At 33.3% G+C, this 26,202-nt stretch carries 18 protein-coding genes and 1 pseudogene; 1 reads left to right on the top strand and 18 read right to left on the bottom strand.

The window, feature by feature from the left end; translation table 11 throughout:
- Positions 1-571: 571 nt before the first annotated feature.
- The 4 genes from BG05_RS16110 to BG05_RS16095 all read right to left on the bottom strand — a co-directional run bounded on the left by BG05_RS16110 (position 572) and on the right by BG05_RS16095 (position 5,557).
- Positions 572-1,201 (bottom strand): LysE family translocator, encoded by a 630-nt coding sequence (locus BG05_RS16110; protein ID WP_000274249.1) that lies wholly within the window; start codon positions 1,199-1,201, stop codon positions 572-574.
- 209 nt (positions 1,202-1,410) lie between these two features.
- On the bottom strand, positions 1,411-1,626 hold the full coding sequence (locus tag BG05_RS16105) for a hypothetical protein (protein WP_002017170.1): 216 nt from the start codon (positions 1,624-1,626) through the stop codon (positions 1,411-1,413).
- A gap of 348 nt (positions 1,627-1,974) precedes the next feature.
- Positions 1,975-3,420 (bottom strand): L,D-transpeptidase family protein, encoded by a 1,446-nt coding sequence (locus BG05_RS16100; RefSeq protein ID WP_002128059.1) that lies wholly within the window; start codon positions 3,418-3,420, stop codon positions 1,975-1,977.
- Positions 3,421-4,024: 604 nt separating this feature from the next.
- Positions 4,025-5,557, bottom strand: a complete 1,533-nt coding sequence (locus tag BG05_RS16095; protein ID WP_033734127.1) for an alpha/beta hydrolase — start codon at positions 5,555-5,557, stop codon at positions 4,025-4,027.
- A 755-nt stretch (positions 5,558-6,312) separates the two neighbouring features.
- Between BG05_RS16095 and BG05_RS31570 the strand changes: the two are divergent.
- Positions 6,313-6,513, top strand: a pseudogene (locus BG05_RS31570) (hypothetical protein); the annotation flags it as partial.
- Positions 6,514-6,528: 15 nt separating this feature from the next.
- On the opposite strand, the gene BG05_RS16085 reads toward BG05_RS31570, so the two are convergent.
- The 14 genes from BG05_RS16085 to hblC all read right to left on the bottom strand — a co-directional run bounded on the left by BG05_RS16085 (position 6,529) and on the right by hblC (position 25,992).
- Positions 6,529-7,848 carry an aromatic amino acid transport family protein gene (locus tag BG05_RS16085; protein WP_041867998.1) on the bottom strand — a complete coding sequence of 440 codons (1,320 nt, stop codon included), beginning with the start codon at positions 7,846-7,848 and terminating at the stop codon, positions 6,529-6,531.
- 293 nt (positions 7,849-8,141) lie between these two features.
- Positions 8,142-9,032: an L-serine ammonia-lyase, iron-sulfur-dependent, subunit alpha gene (gene sdaAA / locus BG05_RS16080; protein WP_002128063.1), complete on the bottom strand. Its 891-nt coding sequence runs from the start codon at positions 9,030-9,032 to the stop codon at positions 8,142-8,144.
- Between the two features lie 22 nt (positions 9,033-9,054).
- On the bottom strand, positions 9,055-9,753 hold the full coding sequence (sdaAB, locus tag BG05_RS16075) for an L-serine ammonia-lyase, iron-sulfur-dependent subunit beta (protein ID WP_002128064.1): 699 nt from the start codon (positions 9,751-9,753) through the stop codon (positions 9,055-9,057).
- A gap of 788 nt (positions 9,754-10,541) precedes the next feature.
- The gene (locus BG05_RS16070) at positions 10,542-11,423 is read right to left on the bottom strand and encodes an IS3 family transposase (protein WP_003193523.1); all 882 of its coding nucleotides are present in this window, start codon (positions 11,421-11,423) and stop codon (positions 10,542-10,544) included.
- Between the two features lie 8 nt (positions 11,424-11,431).
- The gene (locus BG05_RS16065) at positions 11,432-11,728 is read right to left on the bottom strand and encodes a transposase (protein WP_002205012.1); all 297 of its coding nucleotides are present in this window, start codon (positions 11,726-11,728) and stop codon (positions 11,432-11,434) included.
- Positions 11,729-12,182: 454 nt separating this feature from the next.
- Positions 12,183-12,680, bottom strand: a complete 498-nt coding sequence (locus BG05_RS16060) for a DM13 domain-containing protein (RefSeq protein WP_002017161.1) — start codon at positions 12,678-12,680, stop codon at positions 12,183-12,185.
- Positions 12,681-12,778: 98 nt separating this feature from the next.
- The gene (locus BG05_RS16055) at positions 12,779-13,837 is read right to left on the bottom strand and encodes a sensor histidine kinase (RefSeq protein WP_002128066.1); all 1,059 of its coding nucleotides are present in this window, start codon (positions 13,835-13,837) and stop codon (positions 12,779-12,781) included.
- Positions 13,834-14,547, bottom strand: coding sequence for a response regulator transcription factor (locus BG05_RS16050; protein WP_002017159.1), 714 nt, complete (start codon positions 14,545-14,547; stop codon positions 13,834-13,836). Before BG05_RS16050 ends, BG05_RS16055 begins: the two co-directional genes overlap by 4 nt.
- A gap of 372 nt (positions 14,548-14,919) precedes the next feature.
- Entirely contained in the window at positions 14,920-17,136 is a 2,217-nt protein-coding gene (locus BG05_RS16045) for a binary toxin-like calcium binding domain-containing protein (protein ID WP_002128067.1), read from the bottom strand.
- Positions 17,137-17,409: 273 nt separating this feature from the next.
- Positions 17,410-19,815 (bottom strand): PAS domain S-box protein, encoded by a 2,406-nt coding sequence (locus tag BG05_RS16040; protein ID WP_003190414.1) that lies wholly within the window; start codon positions 19,813-19,815, stop codon positions 17,410-17,412.
- A 688-nt stretch (positions 19,816-20,503) separates the two neighbouring features.
- Positions 20,504-21,901 carry a hemolysin BL regulatory component HblB gene (gene hblB, locus BG05_RS16035; RefSeq protein ID WP_003190413.1) on the bottom strand — a complete coding sequence of 466 codons (1,398 nt, stop codon included), beginning with the start codon at positions 21,899-21,901 and terminating at the stop codon, positions 20,504-20,506.
- Positions 21,902-22,226: 325 nt separating this feature from the next.
- A complete protein-coding gene (gene hblA, locus BG05_RS16030; protein ID WP_000591974.1) occupies positions 22,227-23,354 on the bottom strand; it encodes a hemolysin BL binding component B in 1,128 nt (375 codons plus the stop codon).
- Between the two features lie 36 nt (positions 23,355-23,390).
- Positions 23,391-24,611: a hemolytic enterotoxin HBL lytic component L1 gene (gene hblD, locus BG05_RS16025; protein WP_002128070.1), complete on the bottom strand. Its 1,221-nt coding sequence runs from the start codon at positions 24,609-24,611 to the stop codon at positions 23,391-23,393.
- A gap of 61 nt (positions 24,612-24,672) precedes the next feature.
- Positions 24,673-25,992 carry a hemolysin BL lytic component L2 gene (gene hblC / locus BG05_RS16020; RefSeq protein ID WP_033734143.1) on the bottom strand — a complete coding sequence of 440 codons (1,320 nt, stop codon included), beginning with the start codon at positions 25,990-25,992 and terminating at the stop codon, positions 24,673-24,675.
- Positions 25,993-26,202 lie beyond the last annotated feature (210 nt).

Below are 26,202 nucleotides of genomic sequence, written 5' to 3'. Positions count from 1 at the left end.
TGCATGAGATAGTTAATTATTTTGCTTAGGTTTAGCACTTTCAGGGAATTCAAAAGATGCGGAAATTGAGCCATTTGAATGGATTGCAGAAGGTGAATTTAATTTTTTTATATTATAATAACTTAACGAAATCTGTTAGCTCAATTATTCTTGATCATATGAATTGTTACCAGAGTTTAAATAGTGCAGAATTTTTTTGTTATAAGGTGTTTTTCCTTTTCAGCTTGATGGGTATGGGGTGCTACTCCATCGCTATTAAGTTAAGAAACACATTCTTTCCCAAATGTTCAGTTAAAAAATGTCTTAGACTGCATTTAGTTGGTATAACTAGATTCCTCTATTCTAGTTTTCTAAATGTAATACTGGAAAAGATTTAACCTTGTCATTGGAGGGCACATATATTCATGACAATTAATTAAAATAGATCCTGCACTATGAAATAAATTTTTAGATAAACCAAAATAACAAGCAAAAAGCCCCTTCAAATTTGAAGGGGCTTTTTAGTATATAGAAATTAGCTTAAATCAAAGATAACATTTCTTGAAAGGGGGCATTTTTATATTATTCAGGTTTATTGAGGAGCCTTCGTTTGAAGCAACTTTAACCCCATACCAATAAAAATCATTCCAGTTACTTTATTTAGAATCATCCCTACCTTTTGATTTCCTCTTAATTTTTTTGTGACATATGAAGAGAAATAAGCAACAAATAAACACCACAATAATCCAGTGACTGTAAAAGTAATTCCTAAAATGATAAAAGGCATAGGGCCTGAAGCCTTTGTATCTATAAATTGCGGAAGAAACGCAATAAAGAATAAAGAGACTTTTGGATTCGTGAGACTTGTTAAGAGTCCTTGTAAATATATCTTTCTAATGTTCAATTTATTGGATGAGGCTTGGAAAGCTACATTTGTTTTATCAAGTATCATTTTAATCCCTAAATATACAAGATAGATAACACCTATAACCTTAATGGTGTTAAATAACACAATGGATTTTGTAAGTATAATAGATAAACCAAAAGCAACCAATAATGTATGAACTAAAGAACCAGTAATAATACCAAAAACAGAATACACACCTGCTTTTCTACCTTGTGAAATACTTCTTCCCACAATATACATGGTGTCTGCGCCAGGAATTAGATTTAATAAAATCCCTGTTAGTAAAAACACTTCGTAATTAATAATACCGTACATTCTAGCACCCCTATCTATTTTTTTGGTGCCCTTATTGATATTAAATTAAATAAAAGAAAAAGAAAAGTGTTTTCTATTTATTCAATAAAATTAATGTTTTTTTAATTTACAACCAATAAAACTGATGGAGTGTATCATTCGTATCGCGGACCTAAAACTCACTATTGAATAAGTAAAACCCCAGAAATCCAAAGGTCTCTGGGGCTTCATTATATATTTAGCTCTTTTTGCTTTTTGTTTTGTTTGTGTCTATGCAGCAATTTTCGACTTATGAGAGAAATCAGTAATAAGATCAGTATTAGTACGAAAAGTTGCATAAATGATAAATCAAAATATTTGGCACCTGTAACTATTAAAAGTGTAGAAATCGTACCTTTTACAATGAAAAAAATAATAATCCATAATCCGCCTTTTTTCCAGTTCATTTTTATTTTACCCTTTCCTACGCTTAAATTCTTAAATGGGACACCTTAATAGAAATCTATTATATTAATAAAAAAGTAAACTTTTTCACAAAAATCATGTCCAATTACATGCGACGATTTCATAATAAATGAAAATGATATTCAGTGTCAATTTTATTGACTATTTGAATATCTATTTATCATCTCAATCTCTTTCTACTTCGTTTCTTATAGGCAATGAACTCTTGTTTTCAAACAAAAACACCTCCATTGAATTTGCACACTAAATATGCGAATTCAAGAGGTGTTTTTCATGTACCATCAGATAAGATTTCCTGCTTTATTTATTTCTTGATACGTAGCTATTTTCTAGTACACAATAACTGGATCATTAGTGTTCAAACTATCATATACAGTTTTTGCAACATTAGGAAGAAGGTTTACACACCCGCCTGATCCCCCTGTTAAATAAGCATTATTTGCCCAGTCTTTTCGCCAGCCTGCATCATGGAATCCTTGGCCGCTATTTGTGAATGGAACCCAGTAATCTACCTTAACTGCATAATCAGCTTTACCTACTGCGCTGCCTTTGAGCGTGTATGGTGTTCGTTTATATAAGACGTACCACACACCTGGTGATGTATCTTCACTCGTGCTATGTTTACCAGTTACTACATTTGTTGTGACGACTAATTTCCCATCTTTATAAATCCAAATTTGTTGATCTGCAATTGAAACTTCCGCATACGTGTCTCCGATGCCATTATTCGATGTTGTTTCATAACCGATACCTTCCTTTTCCCAACCATTTCCATGGATATTAGAAGCAGATAGCGATTTTTCACCCTTTTCAAAAGCTTGTTGAACTTGTTTTGTTTCTTTTTCAACATCTAGTGCCCAGCCGTAGCCTTGTCCTTTTACTGATATGACCGAACCGGAATGGGTTTTAAAGCTGAAATTTTTATTTAATGTTGATTTAGCATTATTAATTTCAGCAATCTTATTTTTAATGTCGCTCGCATCGATTGTAACTTTCATATCCTTTGACATAGAGGCATTCTGAATTAAATCTTTCGCTTTTAAAGGATACACTTCATTCTGCACTTTATACTCAACAGACTGCCCAAGAAGATTCTGTAGTGCTTTCTCCTCTTTTTTGACAATCGGATCGTCTTCTTTAATAGGCTGTATGTATGTAGACTTCAGATGAATTTCACTTTTATACTTCTGCTTGTCGTAATCTTTCAGTAGACTAGTAACGTCATACTGTTTTCCATCAACGCTCTTCGAAATAACAACTTTTCCTTGTTCAAGCTTCGCCATAGCATCTTGAGGCGCTTTTAATTTTTCATTCATAGAGATGAGCTTTTCTTCTACAAGTTTTTTCATCGTTTCACTACGATACTGATCCGCCTTTTCCGGTAGCACTGAATATTTTTTTTCCTTTGAGGAAGGGAAAAATGTCCACTGGCTTTTTAATAGTTTCTTAACTTGAGGCAAATCTTTTTCCGTAAGTTCCGTTTTTGTATCTTTTTCATCTAAAATTTGTTGTTGATCAACATAGACTTTGTTTTCTAGTCCAGATGTTTTTAATTTCTGTATTGCCTGATCAGCGTTCAGACCACCGACTTTTGTGTCATTAATCGTAACATTTGAATTGAAGTGAGTTGTCTGATAATAACTCATTCCTCCAATGAGAAGTACAATTACACCAACACCCGCTGCAATAAGCTTCCAATTTGTAAAACGTTTGCTTGATCTTACTCGTTTTCTCTCAACTTCTTCAACTGATTCATTTATTGGATTATTGTTCATCAATCTTTCCCCCGTATACATTAACGTCAATCGATTTTAAACTAAAACCATTGACTAGTGTACCTTATTTTTCCTAAAATTTCATTATTTTTAAAAAGATTTTATCGCATTTAATTAATTAAATTCGGGTTTTTCAATAGTACGATACATTGAATAACCCTTTACAAGTAATAAACTGAAACTTTAATCAACTGTTACACCAAGGGATTTAGCTAAATCTCTTGTGAAAGCTTTTTCTCTTTACGTAAAATACGAAGTATGTTCTCCATTTTTATGAACATCACCCCTAATTTTGCCAAAAACTTTTACATTATTAGTTTATATAATTCTGTTATTAATGTTAATTTTTTTTACATTTCAAAAAAATAAACGATAATCCTTCTACATCTTAGATAGAAAGAATACCGTTTTTTCGTTTAGAGTATTTGTATATACTTCCAAATATTAAGACGCTAGCATGGATGATGCCCCCAGGTATGAGAATCTAAAGTATTTGAATAAGAAACTTTACTCCGTTCGTTATAGTTATTTACATCATAATATAATTATATATATTTCTATCTTAAGGACTGAAAATAGCTATTTAAAAATATAGTTGCTAATTTTATTTCAATCTTCCTTGCACCCAAGTAGCAATATCATTTATAACATACTCAGGGATATTAGCAGGACTATAATATTCATCCGATTTACTTAATTCTCCATCTTCTTCTGTAAAGAAGTGATTTAACTTTGGATATAGTCGATAATCAACGTTATCTCGCTCTTTTAATTGTTCTTTCCAAAAGGGAATTTCAATTTTTGAAGGAACTCGATAGTCTCTTTCTCCTTGAAGAATAAGAAGCGGTGTTTTTTGTTCTTTTGACATTTCTGCTGCTTTAATTTTACGGATTGAATCCCAATATACTGGTGGTCCTAAAGAAAAATCCTTTGGAGGATTCTGACTAGAGAAATTAGGATCCTTTAATAATTCAAATTGCGATTTGTAAAATTTATATTCTTCTGCTTTCATTTCTCCAATAGAAAGACGATACTCAAATTGATCTAAAACATTGTCTATGAATGCCTTGGCCGCCCCTCCCATCACAATTGCCCCAGCAATATTTTGATTTTGATTTTTTTCAATTATCCTCGGAATCATCATTCCACCTTGACTATGACCAAGAATATAAATTTGATTCTTATCTATCATAGGTTCATTTTGAAGAAAATGAGTCACCAAAAGAGCATCATCTGTTGTCTCTTTATCAACTGTATAAAAAGGACTAAGTTCTGTTTTCAATCCATGTTCATAGGTTCGTTTATTATAGCGAAGGACAGCAATTCCTTTCGAAGCAAGACCTTCAGCTAGATCGCGAAATGGTTTTAAAGCATACGTTGCTGAATCCTGATCGACTGCTCCAGCTCCATGAACAAGAATAACCGCTGGAAAAGGGCTCTTTCCCTTTGGAACAGATAATGTTCCTGGTAATGGAAATGCACCACTTCCAACTACTACTTCTTTATCAATAAATGATTCAGGTTTACTATATGATGGCCGATCTGCAACAGGACTAAACGACATACTGAGTTGAAAATCATCTATTTTTCCAGATGGATCTAGTTTAATTAATAAAGGTACTGTAAATTGTTCAAAAACTAATTTAATCTCAACATTTGTATGAACAGAATTCGTCTCTTTTTGTGTCACCTCTCCAATTCCCATAAAAGAACCTGCTGGTAATTTCGTAGGAAGTTCCTCCCAATAGTTCTTCAGCCATTTTTCAGATATTATTTTCTGTAATGATCGAGAAGTTAAATCAAATGCAGATTTATAATCTTCAGTATGCATAGAACGGATAAATGAAAGAGCAGTAGATATAACAGGATTTTCATCGTCAATATTGTCTATTTTTTTTATATTTGTGTTTGTTTCCTTTAATTTCGATTTAATTTGGTGGTTGAACGGATTATTATATGTATTTTGATATAAACTTGTTTTCAATACGTCCTTATTCCGTCCCTCATACAAGTTTGAATAATCCTCGAAATTTTTAGGTGAAATTACTTCCTCCGCATATGAAACCGAAGGAATGGTTATTGCACACATTGCACCGACAAGTAATAACTTACTCCCTATTCTTTTTTTCGTGCTCATATTTATTAATTCTCCCTTCACAATTAAAATTTTTAATACAGCATGCCTAGTACTATAAGGAAATAGAAATTTTACAGGCGATTAATAATCTATTTTACAATCCCCTCTAACGGGTTAAAAAGCTATTATAAACAAACTTTAATATAAAATGCCTTCTCCCTCTTTTTCCACATGTATGTTAACTCTAGAAATTACTTCTTTTCTTTAAAACACTCTTTTTACTGGTTTATTTTTCATATATAAGTCGTACCTGTTTCCCCCTTCGTGCTACTTTATATTTTTATCATATACAATGAAAATCTCTTTTTCCTTACCTATTCCTTACAAATCCCTTACATTCGAAATCGCTTTTATAATAGTGCTGTATGAACCTCTGTGCCTGAAAGCGCAAAAAAAAGAAACACCAATGTTATTTGCTTTGGTGCTTCTTTTTCACGCTTTAAATTTTGATTATTTTTCTTGCTATGTAACACAAATTACATTGTGCTGTCTGGAACACTCCTAACGTTGTTAAAATCACTTGTTTCAATAGTAAAATTTATACTAGAGGGTACTCATATCCAACAGTTTAAGAAAAAGAAACGCCTCAAAACAAAAAATGAGCTGACTTCTCAAAATAACTAAATGTAGAGACAGAAAATTTTCATTTAAGGGTGACTTCAAAACCATTAACTTAAGAAACGGATATTCTCCAGAACGAAAAATAAGAAGGATTCTTTCAAAATACTAGCTTGATGTACATTAATTGGCACCATAATATGATTGAATTAAACTCATTACAAACAGCTAAGAAAGTGATTGCTGGAATAGAAGTTATGCTTATAATCAAAAAAGGACAAACTCCCCAAGGGGAAAAGTTTGTCCAATACCATAATCGCTCTGGTTTAATAATATTTAATTCAGTTCCGCTAGGAATTTTTCATTCTTTATTCATATCCCACTATTTTAGCACTTGAACTAACAATAACGAATTAGAATAATGACTTAATACTTGCTAGGACAGTAAGTATACCTACAACAATGACAAACACATTGCTCATTTTTCCTCTGTATTTAGCTAGTACTGGTACTTTACGAATCGCATACATTGGTAATAGACATAAGATAGCAGCAACTAACGGACCGCTAAGGGAATCAATGATTCCAAGAATACTTGGATTTGCATAAGCAACATACCAGCATGTTAATACGACAAAAGAAAGAATCATTGTCTTAACTGTTTTTTCTTCGATAGCTTTTCCGCGTGTTTTTCCAAACTTGATAATTACGTCACGCATTACCTCATATGCCCCTATATAATGGCCAAGGAAAGACTTTGTAATAGCCACAAATGCAATGATAGGAGCCGCAATAGTGATTACTGGTGAATTAAGCTCATTAGCAAGATATGATAGGATTGACAAGTTCTGTTCTTTTGCCACCTTAAGATCATCTGGAGTCAAACTTAAAGTACTGCTCCAAACAAAGAACATAACAACAGCGAATGTCATGATATAACAAACTTTTTGTATTTGAGCACACTTGGCATCAGTAGCATCTATTCCATACGTAGCTCTCTGTTTCATAACGAATGACGAAATCATAGGAGAATGATTAAACGAGAATACGATGATTGGTAGTATCATCCATATTGTTCCAAAATATCCCATTCCAGTTGAAGCAGTAGAAACACTTGAAAAACTTAGCATTGACGTATTCCACTGTGGAATTAAAGATATTGCGATAAAAAGTAGAGAAACAATGAAAGGATATACTAGCATGCTCATTATCTTTACAGTAATATCTTGACCAAAATTTAGTATAGCGATAAGACCGAGTACTAATACAAGCGATAAAATGGCCCTTGGAGGCTCCTGCATGTGCAATTGATGCACGATAAAACTACTTGCAGTATTTGTAAGTGCAACCGAATACATCAGCACGATCGTATAAATTGAGACGAAATATACTATGTTAAAAATGATACTTGCCTTATTTCCGAAATACTCTCTTATAGTACCCGTAATCCCCTCATCAGCAGAATTAGAAGCGTATATCATTTTAGCAAGCGCCCTATGTGAGTAATACATAACTGGATATGCAAGTATGGTAATTAACAGTAATGATAATAAACCACCTGAACCTGCATTAATAGGTAAGAAGAGTACTCCTGCTCCAATTGCTGTTCCAAAAAGACTCAATGCCCAGGTAGTATCCTGTTTATGCCACTTTTTAGGGTCTGGATATTTCTCATTTTTTACTGCAGTATTATCAGCTTGAAATTCTATGTTTTTTGCAGTATTCCCATTCATATAATAATTCCTCCTAGTTTCCTATTCTTACTTCTCTATTTAAGGCATCGGAATATAGACCGTTCTTGAAAAATGAATTGCTTATAAAGTGCGCCACATCGTATATCCTTCTTCTAAGTTAATCAAAATCAAAAAATTAGCGAAGCATCAATCTGACGGGGTTGTTACAACTTGCAAAATATTCCAATTGTATAGTAGTATATTTTATTAGTAATTCCCCCAATATACAGACATCCTTAGGCGAACAATAGAGAATAGATTGTTAACTATTTCACAATATACCCGATGATTGTTCATTGATTTGATTGTTTCTCTCCAAAGATTTTATTTTTAATGGCAATCCCTGTAGGTGTTGCTGCAATTCCACCTAAACCTGTCTCTCTTAATTCGCGAGGCATCTGTCTTCCAACTCTATACATCGCTTCAATAACTTCGTCAGCATTGATGATATTGTTTACGCCGGCTAATGCGATGTCCGCTGCTGCTAAAGCATTTGCCGTTCCAATGGCGTTTCTCTTTACACAAGGAATTTCTACCAAACCAGCGACCGGATCACAAACTAAACCGAGTAAATTTTGTAATGCAATCGAAAAAGCTACAGAAGATTGCTGTGGCGTTCCACCTGCAGCTTCTACCGCAGCTGCAGCCGCCATCGCTGAGGCACTGCCTACTTCAGCTTGACATCCTCCGTACGCTCCTGAAATACAAGCGTTGTTTGCGACTATCGTTCCAAATAACGCTGAAGTAAATAGAAAATGAATCATATCTTCATGACTTAACTGCAACGTATCTTTAATACTAAATAGGACTCCCGGAATCGTCCCACTCGCACCTGCTGTTGGAGTTGCACAAATAGCTCCTAATGCAGCATTTACTTCATTAACACCGATAGCACTTTGGATCCCTAACACCATCAAATCTCCAGAAAGGGTTTTCCTATTTTCTCGATAGTTTTTAATTTTAACAGCATCACCTCCGGTTAAACCAGTTGGAGAAAATACACCGTCGCCCTCGATACTTTTATTTATAGCATTTTGCATAGTCGCTAAATTTCGTTCCATTTTACTCCAAACTTCTTCATAAGTAGATTTAGTTTGTTCAATTTCCTGTTCAATTGCTAATTCATAAATTGTCTTTTGGCTTTTATTAGCTGCATCCACAATTTCTTTTATGGCCATATACATATTTTTTCACTCCCTAATGTAACTAAAGAATAATGAGCTTAGCTATATTGCTTAAATTTCCTAATTCCTCCTGGAGATTACCAGGCAATAGCGAATCCAATGCGAATGCATATAAATATTTCCTATTTCCTTCTAAACTATGAAAGTTATTAATTTCTACATCATATTGTTTAAAGATCCTGCGTAAAACAAATTCAAAGTCAGCTCTTTCGGAAATTGCAATAATGACTGGCAATGGCCCCTGCAGATCTAAACTAAATCCGTCAATTTCAACATGTTTGATTTCAATTAATCCACCGCCGACAGAAATACCCATCGTTCTAATACTTCGACTTTCATCCTCTAAATATACATCTGCCGTATTTGGATGATCAGCAGGACTATCACCCGCTTTTTCAATAAAGGTAATGTCGATTCCTTTAGATTCTGCTATTTTAATAGCATCTGGCACTTCGCTGTCATCGGCTGCAAATCCTAGTATCCCAGCAATAATCGCAAAATCAGTTCCATGTCCTTTATGGGTTTCAGCAAATGATTCATAATACCTTACCACGACTTTTTTTGGAAGACCTTGAAATAATTTATTGGCTACTGTTCCAATAGCCAAAGCACCTGCAGTATGTGAACTTGAAGGACCTATCATTATGGGCCCAATCACATCAAAACAACTTTTGTATTTAACAACCTTTTTTTCTTTAATAGATGCTACATTCATGTTCATATAAGCACCCCCATAATTTATTATTTTTAATTGCAGTTGAATCTAAGTTACTAAAATGACTGATTCAAAACAAGACCTTATTGAAGGCGCTTTCATTCTCGTGTCAAATACACTTTTCCTTTTGATCACATACCTTTCTTAGAGTAATCATGTCAGTATGTCCAAATTTAAAAGGTTATTTACAATGTCATTAGGATTTTTGCAAAAAAACTAGGTTTGATACTTTCTCTAGAGGTAATAAATTCTTTCTCGACGCCCTCATTATAGCTTGTATATTTATGAGTACAATATTTTTTTATTTTTAGAAAGATTGAATAAACAGAATCTTGAATGGGTAATAGATTACACTTAGCATGTAGCAATTGTGTCCTTTGTTTGAAGCTGTATTAGTTAGTAGAAAAGCAAAAATAACACAGAGTTCCTTTCATTAACACATTGATTATATTGGAAAATCATTATAATGATACTTATATTATCCTTTGTTGAAACATTTAATTTTGGACATGAAAGCTGTTGCAATAAATGATTAATATAGATAGCAAGTAATAAATTAATGAACTATAAAATCATTTTTGAATATTAATCATTAATTTTGCATTAACATTCATTTTTCAGAAAAAAGGAACTTCTTTTTTTATAATCTTAATTTAAAGTAATATTTTGGTAATATCCAACAATTTACACCATCCCCTTTAAAGTTATGGAAACCCTAATTAGATTTAAAAAGAGAGAAGAGCTCATCGATGTGCAGTGACCCCTGTCAAGTAGACAGTATTTAAAAAGCGCAACTAAGCAACCTGAGTTCTATATTTATATGGACTCAGGTTATTTAATTTCTTTTGAAATCTTTGATGGTTATAAAAGTGCATATATTTACGCACGGCAAGTTTGACCTCATTCGCTTTATGGAAGGAGTGTAAATGAAAACACTCTGCCTTAAAGTGACTGAAGAAGTTTTCCATACAAGCATTATCCCAACAGTTGCCTCTTCGAGACATACTTGCCTTCATCTGATATTTTTTAAGTAATTGATTATATTGACGAGATGTATACTGGGACCCTTGATCACTATGTAAGAGGATTCCCTTCACATTTCGTTTTTTCTTTGCCTTTTTCAGTGTATCTAACACAAGTTTTAAGTCGTTTCTACGACTGGTTTCATAGGCAACAATTTCATTATTGTATAAATCCTTAATAGCGGATAAGTACAAGCGCTGTCCATTGAAAATCAAATAGGTAATATCGGTTACCCATTTCTCATTCGGTTTTGAAGCTTGAAACTCCCTATTTAGATGGTTCTCTGAAATCACATAAGCTTCTTTTTTTCCATAATAAGGTCGTTTTTTCCTAATTACGGCTTTGATACCTAGTTCACTCATCAATCTTTGGATGCGCTTATGATTCAAATGAAGGTTATATGTGGCTTTCAGCCACACTTGTATTCTTCTATATCCATAAATTTCTCTTAATTTTTTATGACACGCCAATATCTTTTTCTTAATTTCGATATCCTCTGATTGTTTTTTTGAAGGCGTCGTATGCCGTTTTATCCAGTTGTAGTACCCACTTCTGGTTACACCAGCAATATCGCATAGAATGGTCACTGTATAACCTGTTTTTGTCATTTCATGGATGACTTCGAATTTTTTCGTTTTGGATACGACTTTCATTCCTCCTTTTACATCCCTAAGAGCTTTTTTAACATTTCATTTTCCGCTTCTAATCGTCGGATCTTAGCTTCAGGATCTTCGGGTCTAACCCTTGGTCTACCTAAACCTGGTCCTTTCGCTTTCCCGCGTTTTTCTTCTAGTCCTTTGATTCCTTCAGCCTCAAAGTGTTTCACCCAGCGACTTACAACCGAGTGATGAATACCTAATTCTTTCGCAATGGTTTTATAGCTCATGCCTTCTTTTAAGTATAAATCTATAGCTTTTTTCTTAAATTCTACATCGTAAGTGACTCTAATTTTTCCCATAAAAAAATCCCCTCCATAGTAAACAGGTTAATGTGCTTTCTTTTTCCTGTCTACTATAAGGGGATCATATCAATGCTCCTCTCTCTTTTTTATTTACTTAAGATTACTATTCAAATTGCTTATTGCATCTTTAAGCTGACTTTTAAATTATAAACTTTAATTTCCATACTTCTTTACAAGCCGATAAATGAAAAAAGTATATGTTCCTTCAAAATTAAGTTATAAAAGAGTTATGTTTTCCTGTAACATATTATTCATCCTTCTATTCACAGACAGTACGCTTCCACACTAAATAAAATCTCTCCGTAAACGTCCAATAGCTCTAAAATATACAAATATTGAAGAATATGAAAAAAACACTCTTATGAGTGCCCTTCTTAGCAACTAAGTCCGCTGCAACTATTATCATTACCCCGATGAATTTTGCCTGTAAGAGGAAATTTTAAGTTCATATTTAATTATTAAAATAAACCGCACCAAAGTTTTCATTAAATCTTTTACACCAAACAGAAACCGAACCATATTCACTTACATCTATCCCTTCAGGAATTTCGTAGTTTTGGTCTCCTTTATTTCCCTTTAATTTTCCTAATTCAATATACTGATAGTTTTTCACGTCTTCATTATTTTTCAAACGATTTGTAGGAACTAATACAACTCGTACATCTGGCCCATTAGATGTTGCAAAATCAGAAAGTCGTAAAACACGTTTTCCATCCGCTAATTGGTAAATTTTTGCCGTTCCAGTTGTTTCATGGACACCGTTTTGAAACTGACCTTCCCTTATTACTCGATCACTTTGTTGCCTTACTTCAGTTGATTGTATCTCTGCTTGTGGCAATGATTCATTTACGTGCTTATCAATAAATAATTTCTCTGGTCGGAACAATGACCATAAAATCCCCAATACAATTATCAAACCACCTATAAGCCATACATATTTTCTTTTCATAAAGTAAAAAACCTCCTGTAACATACTGTGTAGTAGTATGTTAACAAGAAGGTCTTTCATTTTTCTAACGTAAATGTTACAAAAGTCTTTCAGCCGTCTTATTTTTTTACTGATGTGATGGGAAGAGTGAACCAAAATTCACTTCCCTGCTTACCATCTGCGCGATTCCTTACACCAATTTCCCCTTTGTGCATTTCAATCAATGATTTTGCAATAGCTAATCCAAGTCCGGAACCTCCAGATTGTGAACTTCTTGATCGATCTGTTCTAAAAAAACGTTCAAATACGCGTAATTGATCATTTGGAGAAATTCCCATTCCTTCATCCCGCAAAGTGAATTGGACCTGTTGAGTTGGTTTATTTTCCACTACAGTCAATTCAATTGTTCCAGAGATAGGAGAATATCGAATTGCATTATGTAATAAATTACCTATGACCCTTTCTATTTTACAAGGCATAATCAAAAGTCGAGGTAATGTATCAGGGACATCCAATTGCACATGGATTTGTTTGTCTCCTAATAAGACAGAATGTGACTCTAATACATCTAATAGAACTTTATCTAAATGTGTGAAACTTGGGTGAAAATCTACTTGCTCAAACTCTAACTTTGAAAGATCAAATAAGTCGTTAATTAATCCATTTAATCTTTCTATTTCTTTTAAAACCGTTGCTAAGTATTGCTTTTTCATTTCAGGATCTTCAATCAGGTTATCTTGTAATGCTTCTATCATCATTTGCATGCTAGTCATAGGTGTTCGTAAGTCGTGTGAGATATTGGTAATTAGCTCCTTACGAGAGTTTTCCTGTTCCTCTAACTTAGTAAACCCTTCTTCTAATTTTTTTGCCATCTGTTGAAAGGCTGTTGCCAATTCTTTAAACTCACGTGGTTCTTGCCCAATTATATACATCGTTTCAAAGTGTCTATCACTAAATTGTTTCGTCAATTTTATTAAATTTTGTATAGATCTCATGATAGGACGTGTCATTAACCAATAAATAAACGTTGAAATAATGAATGCCACAAATGCAATTACTGTTAATAACCGCGTTTGTTCCGGTTCAAGTAACATTTTCGTATCACTATACCATATAGCAATTACCATAATACTAGTACTTAATAGATTCATGAGTAACAATTGAATACGTAATCTCATGTTTCATTTCCTCCATTTGGCTCAAAGCGATATCCTATACCCCAAACCGTATGAATCCAACGATTCTTTATCGTATGCTTCTCGAGTTTTTCACGTAAACGACTCACTAACACGGTAACTGTGTTTGATGCTCCTTCATGTCCAAAATCCCAAATTAATTCAAGAAGCTGCGAGCGAGAAAATACTTGTTTTGGATGCTTTGCCATGAGATAAAGTACCTCAAACTCTTTCACCGTTAACTCCACTTCCTTATTACAAACAAGTACATATCTTGTCTTTGGATATATTTTTAAATCTGGAAACTCTATCACTTCCAATAAGGATTCTTTCGCTTGTATTTGTACATGGCTTCCTCTTCTTAGTATAATTTGAACCCTTAATACTAATTCACGAGGGGAAAATGGCTTTGTTAAATAATCATCTGCCCCCATTGTTAAGCCTAAAATTCGATCCCTTTCCTCTCCCTTAGCAGTTAACATAATAATAGGGACATTTGATTGTTGACGAATTTCCTCGCATAATTCCCATCCATCTTTTTTTGGCATCATCAAATCTAATATAATTAAATCTGGTTGATGTGTAAGAAATAAATCCCAACCTTCTTTACCATTTACAGCGGTATAAACTTCATATTCTTCTCTTTCTAAATACCGTTTGCATACTTCTCGAATATTTTCTTCATCTTCTACGATTAAAATTCTTTTCTTCATATACTATCCTCACTTCTTTTTCACCAATAACAAAAAATTTATTTTTTCTATTATCCAATAAAAATATCTTTATAGGTAAAGATATAAAAACTAATCACATAAATTAATCAGAATTCCACATTTCACCCTCGAAACGAATGAAAATTCGGAAAATAAATCATGTAATACAGATAGTAATCTTAACATTTGATTACTTATATGACTAGATAAGTATTTAAAATAGTAGTTTCTAAATTATATAAATTAAAAGGAATGAGTCCGATTCACCATCGAACTCATTCCTTATTAGTAACCTAAATTATTGTATCTAACTTTTCGGATTCAATTCATTTCCAGTTCTCTTTCCAAACTTAGCAACAGAACTGTTACCTATTACTGAACTCTTGATAGATTCCATGCTATAGTATCAGTCCCATTCTCTCCATTACCATATTTCATATAATCGATTAAATATCCTACCTTTAACTTATTACCATTAGATAGTATGTTCCATTGCTTATGGTGTCCAGTGAAATTCTTTGGATATGCATGATTAAATTTAAAAGTACTTGCGTTCTGTTTTTGATCTAAATGGATATAACTATCTTGAAGTTTTAAATATGCATAATCTGAATAAATAGGATTTTGAAATTTAATTAATACCTCTTCATCCTTTTTAATTGGTTTTCCAGGTTTAGGTTGACCTACTCTTTCAATAATTACATTCACTTTTTCATCGCTAGATTTTTCAGCCCAAAGATACTCCCATTTATTCCCTGCATGATGACTTCCCAAATAAGCTGTATTTCCATATGAAGCCACGGTATAAGGAACTCCTTCTGTAACAAATTCACCTGAATTATCTACTACATAATCTTCAAATTCTTTATTAGCTTTAATTTCAGTATCAATCTTTTGTGTAGGCGTTAGATTGTGTGCGTCATTGATTTCAAATGTAACTTTTCTGTGCGCAGCAATTTCAGATTTAATAGGGTGTATATTTTCTCTAGACTCATATGTAAATCCATTTTCACGTTTAACCAGTGTTACTGTTTGTGACGGAGCATTCCATTTCTTACTATAAGTAGTAGGAATATCTTTACTCACTCCAAATAAACCAGGTAAAATTGTCGCCCTAATCTTTTGCGTCACAGAATCATAACTACCTTCTACTAATGTTGGTTGCTGCAGCTTTGCAAAAGCTCCGTGTACAGAGTCTTTATGTAAATAACCGCGATCTCCCTGTCCCGCTTTTAAATCGTTCAATGCATCAGTTCCATTATTAGCTGAAACCACTGATACGTTATTAGTACTTTTAGCCTTGTTTACAATATGATTTACTTTTTTCGTATCTATATTTACCTGTTGAAAAACTTCGTTATAGGATAAAACTGGCTTATCAGCAAGAGATTTGTCTTTAGGAGTATATACCCTAAACTTTGGTATATTTCCTATATCTGTTTCTAATTGTTCAGTAGCTGCATTTACTCTAGACTCATATCTCCCTGAATCCCCCAAATGCATAATTTCTTCACCTTTTTCAATAGATAAATCCATTGTACTTGTAGGTAAAACTTCAATCGAAAGAAGTTCCCCTTGTTCAACAGCTTTCAATTCATCCAAAGATAAGACAATATTCGCATCTGCTTGTCCTTCTAAACTGTCAATTACTACTTCTGTTTTATTCCGTCCACCTTTTTCTGTACTTAAATAGTTTGCTTTATAACGATCTTGTGTTGCCTTTACAGTATTAATAATTTTGTTTCCTAAACGAATATTAAAATGAGGCGAAACATTTTCAGCGGATGCTGTTCCTACATTCTTATATTCCAAATGTACCCGTAATTTTGCTGCGTTCGCGGTATCCACAGTTGTTGCAGTAGACCAATCAAAATTATTTGTATAACTCTCCGTTTCCGTAGTTGTTTTTGAATATCCGTATCCCACATTTGCTGAAACACTTCCGGAAGGAACAGGACCGGCTGCTGAGCCTTCTACACCACCTGAACCACTTAAACCTACATTAAATGAATGTTGTGTAGATACACTTTTTTCCCATCCTCTACTAACTGATCCACCATTATTATCCGTAATGGTTGCAATAGGAATTACTTCAATTCGTTTGACACCAATTTGCAAATTCGGCATGTTGGCAACTATCGGATTGAAATTAGTATCAGAATCGTTGTTATAATTCTCAACCTCATACATATCAGTAAAAGGATCACCATCCGTATTTGCATTCATAGGATTCGATATAAATTTTGGTTTCCCTTTATCCTTCTCGGGATCCCATGCTTTCGCTTCATTTTTTCCAGTTTGTGAATTGAATTCAATTTTATATCCATTAATCTCTAAGTCGTTGGAAATACCATCTTTATCCCAATCGTTGTTTGCCATTTCAATGTTTTGTGTAATGAGTGAACCTATTTCCCCATCAGATCCGAGCGTGAAATTCTTATCTTCTTTTTTTACATTTGCATTCTCTTTGAATATTTCAACTGTACCTCCTGGATTCGGTTGTTTTACATCTGCTAAAGCAGGAGATGCTAAAGTCAGTGCCATCGATACACTACCTAATACACTAATTGCTGGCTTCAATTGTTTCATTGTTATTTTTCCTCCTTGGTTTCTAGGTCCATTAGAACACCTACTAGTAAGATTAATTTCATCATATATAACAAATCTTTCTTTTCTCTCTCATAACTGTTAAAAAAGTCTCTCGTAAATATTACAAAACACTTACAGAGTTTTTAAAAGCCATAAAATCTATATGAAACATCAAAAAGCCGTAATATGAAGAATCGATTACAATATATACAAAAAAGCAGCTAGCCAAAGCTAACTGCTCACTAACTTATAAAATTTCAGTAAAAGAATGTATTAATTTTGAAGTGTGCAAATTGGGAGAGTGACTTCAACTATAGTCCCCTTATTCACGTCACTCTCAATAAATACCTTCCCCTGGTGTGTTTCAATAATTTTATAACAGACCATTAATCCTAAGCCGATTCCCTCTTCCTTAATACTGTAAAAAGGTTCTCCTAAATATGGTATACGTTCTTTTGGAATCCCACATCCTTGATCGATAAAGCGAATCCTTATTTGATTATGATCAAGTTTATCAAATTGAATCAAAATTTCTCCTCCTGTTGGCATGGATTCAATTGCATTTTTTAAAATATTAACAAATACTTGTTTTAATTGATTTCCTTCGCATGGAATCAATGGAATATCAGGTGTAAAATCGATTCTAATTTGTATATTATTCATCATTGCTTGAGGTTGCAGTAGCGTCAAAACTTGATCCATTAGCACACCAATATCATTAGGTTGTATCTTTACCACCTGTGGTTTGGCTACCGCCATAAATTCATTAGTAATACTTTCTATACGCTCAATCTCTGATGATACTATATTTATATAACCCCGATTATTCTCAGTTTCCGTTGATTTTAGTAATTGCATAAACCCTTTCATTGCGGTTAATGGATTATTAATTTCATGAGCCATTGCAGTCGCTAATTGTCCTACGACAGCAAGTTTTTCAGATTTCCGTAGTAATTCTTCTGTTTTTAGCCGTTCAGTGATATCACGAGAAATACTTAGGAAAACTTTTTTACCATTTAAGTTAAAAACACGGACACTAAACTCAGTTGTTATTATTTTTCCTGTTGGAAAAACATATTCATCTTGCAAAGTGAAGGAAGTTTGTCCCTCTCTAATTCTTTTTAACAACCTTACAATCATTTTAGAATCTTGTGGTACTACATTTGGAAATGGTAACGAGAGTAGCTCTTCTCTACTATATCCAAATCTTTTACAACCAACAGGGTTTACCTCAATGAATCGACTTGGAACATGATTTTCATTCAGCTCTACTACATATACTGCATCAGTTGCTTGTTCGATTAGTGCACGGTACTTCATTTCACTATCTTTTAATTGTTGGTGTAATCGATGTCGTTCTCTTTCTGCTTGTTTTCTTTCAGAGATGTCTCTACATATTGCAGATAAAGCTAACACATTTCCTCTTACGTCTAGTATAGGAGAAACTGTCAGACTGACATCAAGAAGACTTCCATCGTTACGTCGTCTAACAGTTTCTAATCTAGTAACTACGGATTCTTTCGTTAGAATTTTCTGAATATTCCCAAGTGATTCTTCCATTAAGAAATCTGGTACACAGGGTAATCTCTTACCTATGATTTCTTGTAATGACCATCCAAATATCTTTTCATAAGCTTTATTTGCTTGTAAAATATGCCCTTCTCGATCAGAAATGGTAATAGCATCTACATTATGCTTTATAAATGATTCTAGTAATTCTTTGGTAGCTCTTAATTCTGATTCTACCTTTTTCCTTTCGGTTATATCGACTATAGAACCAACAACTTCCATAACTTGTCCATTTCGTTTAATCGGCCTAAGTGCAATAAGAATAATCGTTTTATCATCTGGCCAGGGTAATTCGAATATATTTTCTTTCCCTTCCCATGCCTGAAGATAATACTTCATCAATTGTGGAACTAAATGTGGTGGAACAATAGAAGCATCAATAGTCCGTAAGCTTTTCCCTACCACCTGTTCAGAATAAAATCCTTTTTGATAATAAAACTGTCCATCACATAAAGTGTGTATAAAGTGCTTACCCACTTTTTTAAATTTAAAAATCCCTCCTTGAAGCTCATGTACGGTATCTGTGAGTTCTTGCTTGGATTTTTTTAATTCCCGATTCATTTTAGATAAGTCCTGTGTTAAATAATATAATCTCTGGTAGGCTTCCATAAGAAATAGCCCAATTAAAAGCCCTAAAGCTATATATAATAAGCCTCCAGTGTAAAGTAACTTAGTATTAAAGAATACACCAACTAACCACTTTATTCCAACAAAAACAGAAAAATATAAAGATGCACTTTTAAAAGGATGAAGGTTTTTAAAATATGTTTTAAAAGTAACAAATAGGATACCCAAACCTAAATAAGCAATCACAGGAGGTTCCCAGTAACCTCCAATGTAAAAGATACGCATGATAATAATGCTAATTAATGTAATCCAACCAGCAATGCGACCAAAGTAAATAAAAGATAAAATAAGAGGAACAACTCGAAGATCGTAGGAAAATCCCATGTATGGAAAAGAAAAGAGCATCAAAGTAACTGCAATAATCCCTCCATAGAATTTTTCGAAATATCGCCTGGAATGAATCAAAAACACTTGAATAAATATCGCTGCGCTAACTAATAAAGAAAAAATAGAAAGATTGATGAAATAGTCTTTAATAATCATGTAATGTCCCTCCTTGCATTAAAGATATATTCGACAAAAAAACAGAAAATCCTACAAATAGTACAAACAGTTCAGGTGCAAAAAATATAATTCCCTACATGACAGTACATGTAAATAGTATCATATTGATTCAAATCGAAAACCAGGGAATCTTCCATTTGAACCTTCAAACACCCCAAAAATAAGGTGTTTATTCTCTCTTTTTATTTAAATGTTATGTACAAAAAAACGTAGGAATATTTAATTCCTATGTTTTTTATAAATTAATCAATTCCTTCACTATTACAATTCTTCAAATTCCTCAATTTCGGCTTTTCGCTTTAAAAATATTGCAATATCTTTATTACAAGTTGCTCTTTTAATGTATTCGCAATCTTTTGGTTAAGCCATACACATAAAGCAACCAGCACCTTGATTCAATATTCACTTTTTTACTGTACAAATTCTTTTGCTTTAGCTAGGTGTTCTAGGAAATAAGGAGCCTTATGCCGTTCAATTTTCCACTTAACTTGGTGTCTAGTTTAGTGTACCATCCCCATGCCCATCAACTTAAGAAAATAGATTCACCCCAAAACGAAAAAATGAGCTTTTCTGTTAAAAGTTAGCACAAAATTTCGTTCTGGGGGTATTTGTTTTTCTTAGCTTGATAGCGATGTGTACCATCCCCAATTAATGCATTTTTTTGGGTTCAGTTCATTATATTTTCTACTTTGTCTTTATACACAACATATTCTTTCCCATCCACTACTGCTACCACCGCAAATTCATCATTTGGATTGAATGAAAGCCAGTCAGCCCACATGCTTGTATTAGCACCTCCACTCCACATATGATGAACAGTGTTTTTAGTTAAATTCATAACTTTATAAGACGCATTTGGTGCATTTGTTCCAGTCTTTATTTCAAAAGTGTATGCGTTATGGATTTTTTTATAAAAGTAAAAAACGTTTGATGGACGAAGTAGATTCATAAAATCCTGTTCTTTCTTCTCTGCAATTTTTATGCCTTCTAGTAATGTGACAACATCTGTTCTTAATGTTTTCCAACTATCTTTAGCTGAATTCAACTTAGGCTTTAAAAATTTATATCTATTTTGATCAGCTTTTTCATCAGCTTTATCAATATGCCCCAGTACGCCCGAATATTGAGAGTCTAAATCATCCCATTGTGTGGACATATAAGTAAGAGCAGTAATAGCACTATCAATCGTACTATGCATATCGCTAATATTATGAAATGCAACTCCGACTACACGATTTAATGTAATTTTATAATCTACATTTTTACGTAATTCTGCTAAAGCAGGCTCTAATCGACCTAAATTATCTCTAGCAGTACCTATCATTATGCCACCAGAAATAAGCGTGGGGATAAAAGGTATTTTCACCATTATTAATCCATCAGATTCTAATTTCTTATAATAGTTTACTTGTCCTAAAACTTCATCTAAACGCTTTTGATCAGTCTCCACATCAGCTCCTTGGTTTTTTAAAATCGATTGCAAGGTCTCTTTATGGCTTCCAAATACTCTAACATCTTCTCCAATAGCGTTTTTAAATTTAGTTAATTCTTCTATTAATGCTTTTGCAGACTTTTGGTTTCGTTGAATTCCCCCCCTTAAATCAGTAATCCCCTTTTTTAAAGTATCCCCATTTCCATTATTGATCGCCTCTACTAATGTTTCATAATAATTTTCAAACTTTGTATCGTATTCAATAATGCCGGTCAATGTATCTAAAAGCTGTTTTTTTACTTTTGTATTCCATGTAACAGCATGTGCTCTTGCATTCTTTTGATCCAGTACAATTTTACTAGGTAAATCTGCATACCCATTAATAGAAATTCCTTCAAAACTCACATCCGGATTATTAATTAGCAAATAAGAATATTCATTCATAGCTTTTGCAAATAACCCAGCATCTTGTACAGTTTTTTTCATCTTTTCTTCATTTGCTGAAAGAGACATATCTCCAGTGTTCGTTTGTTCAGTTTCAATTGCAAAGGTTGCTACTGGTGTGACTGCATAGGTAGTTGTCATAATTAAAAATGCTGATACAGCCAGTATTTTATAAGGTTTTTTTTTCATCTTTTCTTATCCCTCCTGTATAGAGTATGATTTCAAGTCCTATTCTTATTAAAAGACGATGTAGTTGCATAGATTCGATATTATTAAGCGAATCTATATAAACTGTCCCCTATTAATCGATTCTGTTACAAATTTTTAAAAACAAGTAAACTACATGGCTATCTTTTTATTTGGATAAAACTTATATATAAGTGAAAGGCGAAGTCTTTAATGAGACTCCGCCTTTTTAATATATAAGGATTTATTAATTATCGCTTTACTGTTTAACAGTGTAATCATAGACTCTCTATGTTATGGTTCACTTTGCAACAGAATTAATATTTCCCTATTTTTGTGGAGTAACAGTTTCCACTTTTAATTCCTTTATCCCTTCTTTTAATGTAACAGCATCTGTTCTTAATGTTTTCCAACTGTCTTTCGCTGCATTTAAATTAGGTTTTAAGAATTTAAATTTATTTTGATCCGCTTTTTGAGCTGCATTCTCAATATGCCCTAGAACGCCCGAATATTGAGAATCTAAATCATGCCACTGCGTGGACATATAAGTAAGAGCGTTAATAGCATCATCAAGTGCCTTGTGCATTTCATTAATATTACTATAAGCAACTCCAACTACGCGATTTAATGTTACTTTATAATCCACGGTCTGACGTAATTCTGCTAATAAAGGCTCTAACTTACCTAAATTATCTCTTGCTACTCCCACTATAATACCGCCAATTATCGGTAGACCCAAAATAGCACCCTTCATTACATTAAACCCATCAGATTCTAATTGTTTATAATAGTTTACTGATCCTAATACTTCTTCTAGACGCTTTTGATCGGCTTCAACATCTGCACCTTGGTTTTTTAAAATCGACTGCAAGAGATCTTTATTGCTTCCAAATGCTCTAACATCTTGTCCAATAGAGTCTCTTAATTTAGTTAATTCTTCTATTAGTTGTTGTGCAACCTTTTGATTTTGTTGAATCTCACCTCGTAAATCTGTAATCCCTTCTTTTAAAGTTTCTCCATCCCCTGTATTAATCGCCTCTACCATTGTTTCATAATAATTGTCAAATGTTGTATCATATTCAACAATACCAGTCAATGTATCTAAAAGCTGTTTTTTTACTTTCGTATCCCAAGTAACAGCATGTGCTCTTGCATTCTTTTGATCTTGTACAATTCTACCAGGTAAATCCACATATCCATTAATAGTAATTCCTTCAAAGTTCACATCTGGATTTTTAATTAACATATAAGAATAGGCATTCATAGATTTTGCAAATAACCCGGCTTTTTGCAAGGTCTCTTTCATTCTCGCTTCATTTGCAGAAAGAGCCGTATCTCCATTGTTCGTTTGTTCAATTTCACTTGCAAAAGTTGTTACTGGTGAAACTACATTAGCGGTTGTAATAGTTAATAACGTCGATACAGCGAGTAATTTGTAAGGGATTTTTTTTATCATTTCATTTTCCTCCAATTTAGGTTTTAATTTTCAGTTCTATTCCTGTTTAAAAGCAATATCTTTTGAAATGAATTCTGCATCTTTATGAATATCATTCCAACTTTCTTTAGCAGCTTTTAAATCATCCGGTATTAAAGAGAATTTGTGGTCTTGCATAGAATCGATATTATCCAGTAAATCTGTATAATTTGCGCCCATTGTATTCCATTGCTTTTGAATATTTGTTAGAGATAATATCGCTTGATCTACAGTCTGATATAGATATGCCAATGTTTCTTTCGCGTTAGTAAGCGAAAGAACTGCTTGATTAGCACGATCTGCTTTCATACTTAATTCTCCGATTTTGTTAGAAATTTCGTTATAGGAGTCCATATGCTTAGATGCCGTGACACCCGCCGCAGTTCCTAGACCGATACCAGCTGCTCCAAGAGCTGAAAGTCCACCAACAACAGCTGGTGTTGCTGTACCACCAGTTACAACAATTACAACTGCTCCTCCAATAGCTGCAATAACTAAAATAGCTGCTCCCAATCCACCACCAATTGACCATGCTAATACATCATCAAAATGTTTTTTCTGAGTAGAACGAAGTTGCTCAATTTCAGCTTGAAGTTGCGGAATCGTTGCCTGTTGACCTGCTAATATTGCAGTTAATCCACCTTTCCCATCTGGACCACCAACATTATTTTTAAAATCTGTAGAATTTTGATATAGTTTCCCTTTGAAGTCTTGTAGCATCTTAATTACATCTGTAACCTCTTTTGAATTTGTATTAATTGTAGTAATTAAATCACTTATGCCCTCTTTTAGACCTGCCTTATCTTTCTTTTGTACAGTATCTACTAAAGTGTCGTAATAATTTTGAAATTGTTCATCGTAATTTACAATATTACGAGCTGTTTTTTGAATCTGTGGCTTCGCTTTATCTAACCAATAATTCGCATTGATTCGTGACAGTTCTTGATTAAGGTGAATATTTTTGAGCAACTCCCCTCCTTCTGATCCTAAATCGATATTAGATAAATTTACATTCGGTTGCTTAATCATTGTTTTTGCGTACAAATCCATTACAAGAATATGAGACCCTGTTTCAGCCAATGCTTTCTTCAGTCCCTCGGGACCTAAAGCATAATTGCCTACTTTTTGTTCTTGAGCGGTCGTTTCTTGTGCAAATGCATGAATAGTGTTACCAGTAGTAGCAGTTATAACCGTTGCCAGAGTGGCTAAAGTTAGCACTTTGAATGGGAATTTTTTCATAACTATTCTCCTTCTTTCGCTAGATTCTTATAATCTTTATAGTTTTTTCAAAAACGTAATATCAAAATTTATATACCTGTTCTTCAAGGTAACTTATTACATTTTTTAATTGTCTTAATGTATCTTTTTGAGACTGCTCGTTAGTTGCATCAACATTAGTAGATAATTTTGTAATGTTATTTTTTATTAGATCCAAATCTTCTTTATAGCGCTTTAGTAGGTCAAGTTCTACATCTACTTGGTTTGCAAACGTATGCAAATCATTTTGTGAAAGAAGAAGCATTGATTTTTGTAAATCTGCTATTGATAGTTTCGTTGTTAAATCATATATTTTTTGATTTTGTTTCTCTAAATCATCTAAATATGCTCGCTGTTCTGCTGTTAGTTTATTTACTTCAGCGAAGACACCAAGTGTTTTCTTAATCTTTTCAGTATCAATGGCTTTCATCAGGTCATATTCTTGCGTTTTTGTGGCTGCAGCTGCAGCTATTTCACCTTGTTTGCTTCGCTCAATTGCTTCACGAGCTGCTTTTTTGACTGATTCAATTTCTAGAGCAGTTTTACCTTGCTCTTTCGCTTCTTGCGCTGCTTTTTTCTCTGCTTCTAGAATAGAGTTGTTAATTTCTTTTCCTTTGTTATACGCTGCCATCCCTGCTTGAGCAGCCGGTTCAATAATTTCTTTTGAAAGACTATAAACTTCTTTGAATATAGCAAATCCCTGCTCATTTAAAGCTCCTGGTATTAATGCAATTTGTTGTAAATCATTTTGAATTGCTTTCTTGGTATTTAATAATTCATTTTTTAACTGATCTATTTTCCCTGTTCCATCTGTACTTAGTATGCCTTGTGCTGTTGCCACATCAGTATCGAAATCTTTCAATTTTTTATCAAGCTGTAATTTAAGTTCTGTTAATTCATTAATTTGTCGTTGCGCATTTTCTTGATTCGTCATAGCCATTTCTTGAAGAACTTCAAGTCTATCCAAAAACCCTTCACTATCTTCTTTATTGTCTACATACGATTTTAATGTCGGGTAATAGCTATTAAATTTCGTTACAAATCCTTTACTTTTTGAATTTAATAGAATTAACTGTGGATAGAGTTCTGATGACCATTCCTTCATATCTTGTTTGATTAGGAATTGATTGGTATTTAAAGCTGGGACTTCCTCTAGCTGTACATTAGGACTCATTAAAGATTGATCAATATACGTTTGGATTAATTTAGATTGCGCACCTAATTTTCGTAATGATGAAGAAATATCCATGCTTTCCTGTTGAGTTTCTGCTTGAACGATTGGTGTTGCGAGAGTATTGATAGGAATAGTTGCTCCAGTTACAATGGATGTTATTAAAAATCCTGTCATTATTTTATTTTTCATTCCGTACACTCCTTTACCATTGTTTTTTATAACTCGATTCATATAACTTGTACGCCCTAGCGCTAGGCTCTCTCCTTGCACACGCATGAGGAAGGGGAAGTCTTTCGGATAGGGTGTTATCGTTATTATTTACTTCTAATAGGATCTAAAGATTTTACTTCCCTCTCATTTAGATACTCTATTTTTCAAATAGGAAACGATAAAAATTCA

This window comes from Bacillus mycoides, assembly GCF_000832605.1.
Taxonomy (GTDB): domain Bacteria; phylum Bacillota; class Bacilli; order Bacillales; family Bacillaceae_G; genus Bacillus_A; species Bacillus_A mycoides.
This window is presented reverse-complemented; position numbering and strand designations above follow the sequence as displayed.

Coding starts and splice junctions, on each gene's coding strand:
- BG05_RS16110 (WP_000274249.1), bottom strand. CDS start 1,201: ATGTACGGTATTATTAATTACGAAGTGTTTTTACTAACAGGGATTTTA.
- BG05_RS16105 (WP_002017170.1), bottom strand. CDS start 1,626: ATGAACTGGAAAAAAGGCGGATTATGGATTATTATTTTTTTCATTGTA.
- BG05_RS16100 (WP_002128059.1), bottom strand. CDS start 3,420: ATGAACAATAATCCAATAAATGAATCAGTTGAAGAAGTTGAGAGAAAA.
- BG05_RS16095 (WP_033734127.1), bottom strand. CDS start 5,557: ATGAGCACGAAAAAAAGAATAGGGAGTAAGTTATTACTTGTCGGTGCA.
- BG05_RS16085 (WP_041867998.1), bottom strand. CDS start 7,848: ATGAATGGGAATACTGCAAAAAACATAGAATTTCAAGCTGATAATACT.
- sdaAA (WP_002128063.1), bottom strand. CDS start 9,032: ATGTATATGGCCATAAAAGAAATTGTGGATGCAGCTAATAAAAGCCAA.
- sdaAB (WP_002128064.1), bottom strand. CDS start 9,753: ATGAACATGAATGTAGCATCTATTAAAGAAAAAAAGGTTGTTAAATAC.
- BG05_RS16070 (WP_003193523.1), bottom strand. CDS start 11,423: ATGAAAGTCGTATCCAAAACGAAAAAATTCGAAGTCATCCATGAAATG.
- BG05_RS16065 (WP_002205012.1), bottom strand. CDS start 11,728: ATGGGAAAAATTAGAGTCACTTACGATGTAGAATTTAAGAAAAAAGCT.
- BG05_RS16060 (WP_002017161.1), bottom strand. CDS start 12,680: ATGAAAAGAAAATATGTATGGCTTATAGGTGGTTTGATAATTGTATTG.
- BG05_RS16055 (WP_002128066.1), bottom strand. CDS start 13,837: ATGAGATTACGTATTCAATTGTTACTCATGAATCTATTAAGTACTAGT.
- BG05_RS16050 (WP_002017159.1), bottom strand. CDS start 14,547: ATGAAGAAAAGAATTTTAATCGTAGAAGATGAAGAAAATATTCGAGAA.
- BG05_RS16045 (WP_002128067.1), bottom strand. CDS start 17,136: ATGAAACAATTGAAGCCAGCAATTAGTGTATTAGGTAGTGTATCGATG.
- BG05_RS16040 (WP_003190414.1), bottom strand. CDS start 19,815: ATGATTATTAAAGACTATTTCATCAATCTTTCTATTTTTTCTTTATTA.
- hblB (WP_003190413.1), bottom strand. CDS start 21,901: ATGAAAAAAAAACCTTATAAAATACTGGCTGTATCAGCATTTTTAATT.
- hblA (WP_000591974.1), bottom strand. CDS start 23,354: ATGATAAAAAAAATCCCTTACAAATTACTCGCTGTATCGACGTTATTA.
- hblD (WP_002128070.1), bottom strand. CDS start 24,611: ATGAAAAAATTCCCATTCAAAGTGCTAACTTTAGCCACTCTGGCAACG.
- hblC (WP_033734143.1), bottom strand. CDS start 25,992: ATGAAAAATAAAATAATGACAGGATTTTTAATAACATCCATTGTAACT.